The organism is Bacteroides sp. 2_2_4, from assembly GCF_000157055.1.
Classification (GTDB): domain Bacteria; phylum Bacteroidota; class Bacteroidia; order Bacteroidales; family Bacteroidaceae; genus Bacteroides; species Bacteroides ovatus.
Genome location: NZ_EQ973355.1, coordinates 609,594 through 619,909 on the forward strand (window position 1 = coordinate 609,594; position 10,316 = coordinate 619,909).

General features: G+C 45.9%; 8 protein-coding genes. 3 read left to right on the forward strand and 5 right to left on the reverse strand.

The genetic code is table 11. From position 1 onward, the window contains the following. The 3 genes from BSCG_RS24690 to BSCG_RS24680 all read left to right on the forward strand — a co-directional run. On the forward strand, positions 1–831 hold an 831-nt coding region (locus BSCG_RS24690), incomplete at its 5' end, for an efflux RND transporter periplasmic adaptor subunit (protein WP_083793638.1). A 66-nt stretch (positions 832–897) separates the two neighbouring features. Next, entirely contained in the window at positions 898–3,930 is a 3,033-nt protein-coding gene (locus BSCG_RS24685; RefSeq protein WP_004314201.1) for an efflux RND transporter permease subunit, read from the forward strand. Between the two features lie 48 nt (positions 3,931–3,978). After that, positions 3,979–5,250, forward strand: coding sequence for a TolC family protein (locus tag BSCG_RS24680; RefSeq protein WP_004304419.1), 1,272 nt, complete (start codon positions 3,979–3,981; stop codon positions 5,248–5,250). Positions 5,251–5,358: 108 nt separating this feature from the next. Here BSCG_RS24680 and BSCG_RS24675 read toward each other — a convergent pair whose 3' ends face one another. From BSCG_RS24675 to BSCG_RS24655, 5 genes are all read right to left on the reverse strand, one after another. Continuing rightward, the gene (locus BSCG_RS24675) at positions 5,359–5,700 is read right to left on the reverse strand and encodes a type II toxin-antitoxin system RelE/ParE family toxin (RefSeq protein ID WP_004300933.1); all 342 of its coding nucleotides are present in this window, start codon (positions 5,698–5,700) and stop codon (positions 5,359–5,361) included. Further along, positions 5,690–5,953 (reverse strand): hypothetical protein, encoded by a 264-nt coding sequence (locus BSCG_RS24670; protein ID WP_004304421.1) that lies wholly within the window; start codon positions 5,951–5,953, stop codon positions 5,690–5,692. The genes BSCG_RS24675 and BSCG_RS24670 overlap by 11 nt, the downstream gene beginning before the upstream one ends. Before the next feature lie 103 nt (positions 5,954–6,056). Next, positions 6,057–7,292 (reverse strand): sodium ion-translocating decarboxylase subunit beta, encoded by a 1,236-nt coding sequence (locus BSCG_RS24665; RefSeq protein WP_004300937.1) that lies wholly within the window; start codon positions 7,290–7,292, stop codon positions 6,057–6,059. Beyond that, positions 7,292–9,127, reverse strand: a complete 1,836-nt coding sequence (locus tag BSCG_RS24660; RefSeq protein WP_008774794.1) for a biotin/lipoyl-containing protein — start codon at positions 9,125–9,127, stop codon at positions 7,292–7,294. The genes BSCG_RS24665 and BSCG_RS24660 overlap by 1 nt, the downstream gene beginning before the upstream one ends. Positions 9,128–9,153: 26 nt before the next feature. Continuing rightward, entirely contained in the window at positions 9,154–9,414 is a 261-nt protein-coding gene (locus BSCG_RS24655; protein WP_004311386.1) for an OadG family protein, read from the reverse strand. Positions 9,415–10,316: the final 902 nt, after the last annotated feature.

Below are 10,316 nucleotides of genomic sequence, written 5' to 3' on the forward strand. Positions count from 1 at the left end.
CAGAAAGTGAAAAAAGGACAACTCATCGCAGCTATCGACCCCAGAGACATCGCGTTGCAATATGCCGCTACGAAATCGGCATACGAAACGGCTTCGGCACAAGTGGAACGTAACAAACGGCTCCTCTCCCGGCAAGCGATCTCCGTGCAGGAATATGAAATCAGCCTCGCCAACTTCCAGAAGGCGAAGTCTGAATACGAACTATCTGCCAACAATATGCGCGACACCAAGCTGACAGCTCCTTTCGACGGTTCTATCGAAAAACGACTGGTGGAAAACTATCAGCGTGTCAACTCCGGTGAGGGTATCGTGCAGCTTGTCAATACACACAATCTGCGTATCAAATTCACCATTCCGGATGCGTATCTTTATTTGTTACGCGCCAAAGACCCGCGTTTCCTCGTAGAGTTCGACACATTTAAAGGACACGTGTTTCAAGCGAAACTGGAAGAATATCTTGATATTTCTACGGATGGCACAGGAATTCCGGTCAGCATCACGATTGACGATCCGTCATTCGACCGCGATCTGTATGCTGTGAAACCCGGTTTCACGTGCAGCATCCGTTTCACGGCAGATGTAGGTCCGTTGGTGCAGGATAGCTGGACGATCGTACCGCTTAGTGCCGTATTCGGCGAAAGCGAAGGGAATAAAATGTATGTCTGGGTGGTAGAAGACAACAAAGTCCACAAACGGGAAGTGACCGTCAACGCCCCGACCGGAGAAGCACAGGCGCTCATCTCGGAAGGTTTGAAACCCGGTGAAAAAATCGTCATAGCAGGCGTATACCAACTAGTAGAAGGAGAATCTATCACAACTGTTGACAGGTGATAGTTGGTAAATGATTATGTAATCATTTATCCGCTGTCATTCATCAATTATCAACGATCATTTATTATGAGTTTAGCCAAATATTCATTAGATAATACGAAAATCATCTATTTCTTTCTTGCTGTATTGCTGATTGGGGGAATCACTTCCTTCGGCAAGCTGGGTAAGAAAGAGGATGCTCCTTTCGTCATAAAGTCGGCGGTTATTATGACCCGCTATCCGGGTGCCGAACCGGCAGAAGTGGAGCGGTTGATTACCGAGCCTATCTCTCGTGAAATTCAAAGTATGAGCGGTGTGTACAAGATAAAATCAGAATCGATGTACGGGCTCTCAAAAATCACATTCGAGTTGCAACCTTCCTTGTCGGCAAGCTCCATTCCGCAGAAGTGGGATGAGTTGCGACGGAAGGTGCTTAATATACAGCCACAGTTGCCGAGCGGTGCTTCCGCACCGACGGTTTCCGATGATTTCGGCGACGTGTTCGGTATCTATTACGGTCTGACGGCGGACGACGGTTACACATACGAAGAGATGCGCAACTGGGCGGAACGGATCAAGACGCAGGTAGTGACGGCGGACGGGGTGATGAAAGTCGCCCTGTTCGGGACGCAGACGGAGGTGGTCAATATTTTTATTTCCACCAATAAGCTCGTAGGTATGGGCATCGACCCGAAACAGCTTGCCAGTCTGTTGCAATCGCAGAACCAGATTATCAATACCGGAGAAATCCGTGCCGGCGAGCAACAGCTCCGGGTGACCGCCAACGGTATGTATACCACCGTAGACGATATCCGCAACCAGGTGATTACCACCAAAGCCGGACAGGTGAAACTGGGCGATATCGCCGTCATCGAAAAAGGGTACATGGACCCTCCATCCAATATCATGCACGTGAACGGCAAACGTGCCATCGGCATCGGCGTCTCCACCGACCCGCAACGGGACGTGGTGCAGACGGGCAAGAACGTGAAAGCCAAACTGGACGAATTGTTGCCACTGATGCCTGTGGGACTGGAACTGCAAAGCCTGTATCTGGAGAACGAAATTGCCAACGAAGCCAACAACGGATTTATCATCAATCTGATCGAATCGATTCTGATTGTAATTGTGATTATCATGTTGGTGATGGGTTTGCGCGCAGGTGTGCTGATCGGCTCGTCACTGATTTTCTCTATTGGCGGCACATTACTTATCATGTCTTTCTTCGGTGTCGGACTGAACCGTACATCATTGGCGGGATTTATCATCGCCATGGGGATGCTGGTGGATAACGCCATCGTGGTAACGGACAACGCACAGATTGCCATCGCCCGCGGAGTAGACCGGCGGAAAGCGCTGATAGACGGCGCAACCGGTCCGCAATGGGGATTGCTTGGGGCTACGTTCATCGCTATCTGTTCGTTCCTCCCACTCTACCTTGCTCCTTCTGCCGTGGCGGAAATCGTGAAACCGCTTTTTGTGGTGCTTGCCATCTCGCTGGGATTGAGCTGGGTGCTCGCGCTGACGCAGACCACTGTTTTCGGTAATTTCATCCTGAAAGCGAAAGCAAAGGACGGCACGAAAGACCCGTATGACAAACCGTTCTATCACAAATTCGCCTCCATCCTCCGCACGCTGATTCGCAGGAAAACATTGACACTGGGTTCGATGGTAGTGCTCTTTGTTGCTTCGCTGGTTATCATGGGAATGATGCCGCAAAACTTCTTCCCTTCTCTCGATAAGCCTTATTTCCGGGCGGACGTGTTTTATCCCGACGGGTATAGCATCAATGACGTAGTGAAAGAGATGAAATCCGTGGAAGAGCATCTGGCAAAGCAGCCGGAAGTGAAGAAAGTGTCGATCACCTTCGGTAGCACGCCGTTAAGGTATTACCTGGCTTCTACTTCGGTGGGGCCGAAACCGAATTTTGCCAATGTATTAGTTGAATTGACGGACAGTAAATATACGAAAGAGTATGAAGAAGATTTCGACGCGTACATGAAGGCGAATTATCCGAATGCGATTACCCGTACCAGTCTGTTCAAACTGTCGCCTGCGGTGGATGCCGCTATCGAAATCGGATTTATCGGTCCGAATGTGGACACGCTTGTGGCGCTCACCAACCAGGCTTTGGAGATTATGCACCGGAATCCGGATTTAATCAATGTGCGCAATTCGTGGGGAAATAAAGTTCCTGTATGGAAGCCTGTATATAGTCCCGAACGGGCGCAACCGTTAGGGGTATCGCGTCAGGGAATGGCACAAAGTATCCAGATCGGAACCACAGGTATGACGCTTGGAGAGTACCGGCAGGGCGATCAGGTGCTTCCTATCTTATTGAAGGATAACACGGTGGATTCGTTCCGCATCAACGACCTGCGCACGTTGCCCGTGTTCGGCACGGGGAATGAGACGACCAGTCTGGAACAGGTGGTATCGGAATTTGATTTCCAATATCGTTTCTCGAATGTGAAGGATTACAACCGGCAAATGGTGATGATGGCGCAATGCGATCCGCGTCGCGGAGTGAATGCGATTGCTGCTTTCAATGAGGTTTGGCCGCTGGTGCAGAAAGAGATTAAAGTGCCGGAGGGGTATACGATGAAGTATTTCGGGGAACAGGAAAGTCAGGTGGAGTCTAACGAGGCGTTGGCCAAGAATTTACCGTTGACGTTCTTCCTGATGTTCGTCACGCTGTTGTTCCTGTTCAGGACATATCGTAAGCCGACAGTGATCTTGTTGATGTTACCGCTTATTTTTATCGGTATCGTTTTGGGATTGGTGTTGCTAGGCAAGTCGTTCGACTTCTTCTCCATCCTTGGTTTGCTCGGACTGATTGGGATGAATATCAAAAATGCGATTGTACTGGTGGAACAGATTGATCTGGAGGCTAAAACGGGCAAAAAGCCGTTGGATGCTGTTGTCAGTGCTACAACGAGTCGTATTGTCCCCGTAGCAATGGCGTCCGGCACTACCATTCTGGGTATGTTGCCATTGTTGTTCGACGCGATGTTCGGCGGCATGGCGGCTACGATTATGGGAGGTTTGTTAGTGGCTTCGGCACTGACATTGTTTGTTCTTCCGGTAGCTTATTGTGCCATTCAGAGAATCAAAGGCTAATTGCCTTCTCTTATATGAAACTTGAATTTATTGTATAGATTGAATAAAATGAAAACTCAACTTATAACTCTGTCTCTGCTGCTCCTTGGCCTCACAGCCGGAGCACAGCAGCCCTATCTTAGCCGGGAAGCTTACCGGGATAAAGTGGAAGCTTACAGTCAAATTCTGAAGCAACAGAAACTAAAGACAATGGCAAGTACGGAAGCACGGAAGATTGCTCACACGGGATTCTTGCCAAAAATAGATGTCAATGCGGACGGGACCCTCAACATGAGCGACCTTAATGCCTGGAACGAACCGGTAGGCGAATACCGCAACCACACCTATCAAGGTGTATTTATCGTCTCACAACCGTTGTACACGGGCGGGGCACTCAACGCCCAGCACAAGATTGCCAAAGCGGGCGAAAGGCTGAATCAACTAAATGAGGAGCTCACCATCGACCAGATTCATTATCAGAGCGATGCAGTTTACTGGAACGCTTCCGCTTCACAGGCTATGTTGCAGGCGGCGGACAAGTATCAAAGTATTGTGAAGCAACAGTATGACATCATTCAGGATCGTTTTAACGACGGTATGATTAGTCGCACGGACTTATTAATGATTTCCACCCGGTTGAAAGAAGCGGAATTGCAATATATCAAGGCGCGTCAGAACTATACGCTGGCGCTGCAAAAGCTGAATATCCTGATGGGAGAAGAGCCGAACAATCCCGTAGACAGTCTGTACACGATTGACACGGCTTCCGCTCCGGTGCAGATCCTTTCTCTGGAGAATGTACTGCAACGTCGCGCGGATTACGAAAGTACGGAGGTGAATATCATGAAAAGTCAGGCGCAACGCAAAGCGGCTCTTAGCCAGTTCAACCCGCAATTGAATATGTATTTCAGCGGTGGATGGGCTACAGCTACACCTAACCTCGGTTATGATGTTTCTTTCAATCCCATCGTCGGCATTAACCTGAATATACCGATCTTCCGTTGGGGAGCCCGGTTCAAAACAAACCGTCAGCAGAAAGCGTATATCAGCATACAGAAACTGCAACAAAGTTATGTGACGGATAATATCAACGAGGAACTTTCTGCCGCCCTAACCAAACTGACGGAAACGGAATATCAAGTGAAAACCGCCAAAGAGACTATGAATCTGGCTAATGAAAATCTTGATTTGGTTTCTTTCTCGTATAATGAAGGAAAGGCAAACATGGTGGATGTGCTCTCCGCGCAATTGTCATGGACGCAGGCGCACACCAATCTGATTAATGCGTATCTGTCGGAAAAGATGGCGGTAGCGGAATACAGAAAGGTAATCAGTGAATAAATTTAGAAACAAAAGAAACTTGTTCACAAAGTCTTAGTCTTATAAAAGAAAATCGTCCTGCCATCACGCAACCGTGAAACAGGACGATTTCTTTTTATATCATAAGGACTACAAAATACCGTTTTGCTTCAGGATATCTTCTATTTCCTTATCTGTGATATTTGCACGTTCTGACTTATCATAAATAGTGAGCAATTTTATCTCTGTATCTATTTCTGTCCAGATTATCGTATAGGTTATCACCCGTGCACCTCCACTTTTACCTTTATTTTTCGAAGTTATCGCTATACGTATTTTACGAAGATTATTGCCCAAACTGACTCCTTGTTCAGGATTTAATAACAAATCATTTCCAAAATTCCTAAGATCTTCTTTCAACGATTTATACCGTTTTGACAAATGCTTCATTTCCCTTAAAAATTCGAGGGTAACGCTTATTCTATATTTCATTAAGGGCATCATCTAATGACTTAAACTCCAACTTACCCTCCAGATTCAGTTTCAGTTCCTTACACGCCTGATCTAAGCTTGCCAGAATCTCCGCCTTTGTCTGGTAGGGAGCTGCTTCCTCTGCGACAACATTCGTTTGCTCTTCTTCACAACTCAACATCGATTTCACTCTCCGCAGAATAGCGACATCATCCACATCCAGAATCCGCCGAATCAGTTCGTTCTTTTCGGCTTCCAATGACATTGCACTCATACGCTTGCTATTTTTACTGTTATACATTCACACAAAGATAACGCTATCAAACGAATCTTCCAAGTGTGAATGTATAAAAAGTCTTTTTCAGGCAGGAATTATCTTACGCAAGGAAGGAGATCAACACACCCGCAGCTACGGCAGAACCGATTACTCCAGAGATGTTGCTTGCCATGCAATACTGCAATACGTGATTCTTCGGATCGTATTTCAAAGCAATCTCATTGGCTACACGGCTCGCCATCGGAACGGCACTCAAACCAGTGGCGCCGATAAGCGGATTGATTTTCTTCTTCGAGAAGAGATTTACCAGTTTCACAAAGAAAATACCACCGGTTATAGAAAGTGCAAATGCAAGGAATCCACCGATCACAATACCGATTGTTGTCCAGTTGAGGAATGCTTCGGCTGTCATCGTTGCTCCTACGGACAGTCCGAGGAAGATGGTGGCAGCATTCATTATGCTATTGGAAGCGGCATCGAACAAGCGGAATGTGTTGGTTCCGATTTCTTTCACCAGGTTACCAAACATCAACATCCCCACCAAAGGCACTGCACTTGGCACAAAGAGGGCAACAATAGTAGTTACCACGATCGGAAAGATAATCTTCAATACACGCAGGTTCTTGATTTCAGTCTTCGAAGGGTACTTCTTTTCCTGTTCTTTCATGTTGATGCTCAACTCTTTCTTCGTACAGAACAGCTTCACTACCAGCGGAATAATCACCGGAACGAGCGCCATGTACGAATAAGCGGCAATGGCAATCGGGCCCAGCAAATGCGGCGCCAGTTTGATGGTGGTAAAGATGGCTGTCGGACCATCCGCGCCACCGATAATGCCCAGAGAAGCGGCTTCCTGTGGAGTGAATCCCATCAGGATGGCTACCAGCAATACGGTAAAGATACCCAACTGTGCAGCTGCACCGAATATAGAAAGATGCAGGTTACGCAACATCGGCCCGAAGTCCGTCAGCGCACCGACACCCATAAAGATGATCGGAGGCAGGAAACCTGTTTTAATCAACATATAGTAGATGAAGTTCATGATTCCCAGTTCGTGGGCAATGTCATGCAAAGGCATTTCCCAGATGTTCTTCAACACTCCGTTTACCATCACCATACCATTTTCGTCGGCCTGAATCACGCCCATATCTCCTCCGGGGAAGTTGGCTAGCAACACACCGAAAGCGATGGGGACAAGCAGCAACGGCTCGTACTGTTTCTTAATACCCAAATAGAGCAGAACGAACGCGATGGCATACATTATCAGGAACTGCGGTTCGGCAATGATATTGCTGAACGCAGTCATGTCATATAAGTTCTCAAATATTTCGTTCATTATCCTATCTTCATTAATACGTCATCTTCTGAAACAGCATCTCCCGGGTTGACACAGATAGCAGTCACTGTACCGCCAAACTCTGCACGGATGGCATTGTAGGTCTTCATCGCTTCTACATAGCAGATTACATCACCTTCTTTCACAGTGTCACCTACTTGCAAAGGAGTTTCCTGCGCACCTTTCACTAAGAAGAACTTGCCTTCCAACGGAGAAAGTACTTCTTTACCCTCTCCTGCCGGAGCAGCGGCAGCACCCGCAGGAGCAACAGGTAGTTCGGCATCACCGTATGCTACCGTCACACGATAAGCCTGTCCGTCCACTTGTACGGTCAGTGTCTTCGGTTTGGCATCTTCTTCCGGAGATTTATCTTTTTCGGCACGACGTTTGGCTACGTCTTCCAGGAAGTCTTCTTTTGCTTTGCCACTCTTGTAAGCCTCATATTGAGCCGGGTGCATAGCATATTCGAAGAGTTCTTCGTCGTCCTGTCCCACTTCCCATTTGTTCTCTTTCATCAGTTTGCGATATTTGTCGAGGGCATCGGGATAGTTATTCTGCGGATCACCTTCAAAGAACTTACGGCCTTCACGCTCTGCCTTTTCAATGATTTCGGGAGCAAGTTTGCCCGGCAGACGTCCGGCTTTACCCAGAATCATATCCCAAATATCATCGGCAATCATTCCCCAACGTTCTTTTCCTTTTTCCATGGCCATCACATTCATCATGGCGAGGTTCTTCACGTATTGGCTGAACGGAGTCACCAATGGAGGATAACCGACACGAGGCCATACGTATGCCACTTCATCAAACAGCTTGATAAGAAGCTGGTCTTGCGTCATAAACGGCAGATTGTGTTTTGCCTTATATTTATTGATTGATTCCAGATTGGATTCGAGATCGGCCATCAAACTACCCATCATACCGCCGGGAAGTCCGGGAGCAATCAGCAAAGAGTTCATCAGACGGTTTTTCGGGCTGATATACAAGCCGAGGAAGTCGTCCATAAATTCCTGAATCATGCCGCGCACTTTCATGTAGGCTTCCATATTGATTTCGGGCACTTGATATCCGGCGTCTTTCAGCATTGCCTGCACGCTAAGCAAGTCAGCGTGACCTGTTCCCCATGATAGTGGTTCCATGCCTACGTCAATATAGTCACAACCGGCTTCGCATACTTCGAGGATGCTTGCCATATTGAATCCGGGACCTGCATGACTGTGATACTGAACGGGGATTTCGGGATGTGCCGCCTTGATATTTGCTACGATCTTACCTAACGATACAGGACGGCCGATACCTGCCATGTCTTTGATACAGATTTCGTCTGCTCCCAGTTTGATAAGTTCCAGCGCCATATTGGTGTAGTACTCTACGGTATGGATAGGCGAATGAGTGATGCAAAGCGAGCATTGCGAAATCATGCCTGCTTCCTTTGCGTATGTGATGGAAGGAGCAATGTTACGCACGTCGTTCAATCCGCAGAACGTACGGGTAATGTCTGTTCCTTGTGCTTTCTTTACTTTGTAGAATAATTTGCGGACGTCTGCCGGAACGGGGCTCATACGGAGTCCGTTCAGTGCGCGGTCGAGCATGTGGGTTTGAATACCGGCTTCGTGGAACGGTTTTGTCCATTCGCGTACCGCTTTATTCGGGTTTTCACCAAACAATAAATTTACCTGTTCAAAACCTCCGCCGTTTGTTTCTACGCGGGCAAAACAGCCCATTTCAATGATGGCAGGAGCTACCTTTACGAGTTGGTCTACACGAGGTACGTATTTTCCGGCAGATTGCCACATATCTCGGAAAACCAAACTAAACTTTACTTCTCTTTTCATGTCTTTCAGTGATATTCTTTATAGATTTATAATTTTTCTACTTTAGTGATTTTTCCTTTACCTTGTGTCACCACATTTACAGCAGCTGTAATGGCGGCTAAGATGTTTCCCGGAACAGGGGCAGGACCTTGCGATGCTTCCCGCTTCACAGGAACCACTTCTTCAGGAGCATACTTGTTGACTAATGTAATCAACAACTTACCTAAACAAATCACAATCAGCAGAATAACAAACACGGTAGCCATTCCGACCACCATCAGCAGGATCGCTGTTTCGATATTTTCCATATAATAAACTATTAGTATTTTAAGTTGTTCGTCTAAAAAGCGTTCGAAAATACCAAATTTTTATTATAAAATAAATTAAGAAAGGAATATAATGTATAAAAACGTCATTTCTCTGATTGGAAAACTGGGGAAGTTTATGATTTATGATTTATAATTTATGATTTATGATTTAGCGTGCCATCCACATCTAAACTAAATTCCCATTTATCTTATTTACTATCTGCTTCTATTGCACAACCCAAATAGTAAATAGTAAATAGTCCAATAGTAAATCGTCCTATCTATCGTTCCTACAAAAAAATGTGAGAGAAAGCCCCTCAACTTTCTCTCACATTCTGATAAAACAATTATTAAATAAAAATACTCAATGATAGACCGGTTCAGCCCTTTTCTGGTTTCATACTCTCTTAACCTACTATTAAACTACCAGATAAAACCGGCCTTGTTAAACCTCTCATGCGCCATCACGGCTTTCATTCTTTTAATTAGCGTAGCAGTCTAGTTGAAAAACTCTTTTTTAAGCCAACTAAGTCTGTTTAATCGGAAAAAACAAGCCTCTAAAGCTCATATCACGTCCGATGAGGGAATCTTTCCGGCTTACGTTTGTGGCAGGAATAATTCATCTGCCGCTGTCTATTGTTTGCTTTGAGCCCTAGTTTGCATTTCTTTTAAAACATTGTTTGTTTTGGGTTAAATTTAAATTTTATAAAAAGCATCTATTGTTTGTTTTGAGTTTAGCTTGTAATTCTCTATAAAACATCTATTGTTTGTTCTGAATCCCGGCCTTATTTCTGCCGGATAATTTCTAATTTCTTCTACTACAACATTTAATCTTCTAATCAATTCTACCGTTTTCTTCAAATATCATTAAATAGCTCATCTATTAGAAAGAGAAGCATCTG

What these genes read in the sequence shown, in the direction of transcription:
- BSCG_RS24680 (WP_004304419.1), top strand. Translation starts at nt 3,979, where the DNA reads ATGAAAACTCAACTTATAACTCTGTCTCTGCTGCTCCTTGGCCTCACA.
- BSCG_RS24685 (WP_004314201.1), top strand. Translation starts at nt 898, where the DNA reads ATGAGTTTAGCCAAATATTCATTAGATAATACGAAAATCATCTATTTC.
- BSCG_RS24670 (WP_004304421.1), bottom strand. Translation starts at nt 5,953, where the DNA reads ATGAGTGCAATGTCATTGGAAGCCGAAAAGAACGAACTGATTCGGCGG.
- BSCG_RS24655 (WP_004311386.1), bottom strand. Translation starts at nt 9,414, where the DNA reads ATGGAAAATATCGAAACAGCGATCCTGCTGATGGTGGTCGGAATGGCT.
- BSCG_RS24675 (WP_004300933.1), bottom strand. Translation starts at nt 5,700, where the DNA reads ATGAAATATAGAATAAGCGTTACCCTCGAATTTTTAAGGGAAATGAAG.
- BSCG_RS24665 (WP_004300937.1), bottom strand. Translation starts at nt 7,292, where the DNA reads ATGAACGAAATATTTGAGAACTTATATGACATGACTGCGTTCAGCAAT.
- BSCG_RS24660 (WP_008774794.1), bottom strand. Translation starts at nt 9,127, where the DNA reads ATGAAAAGAGAAGTAAAGTTTAGTTTGGTTTTCCGAGATATGTGGCAA.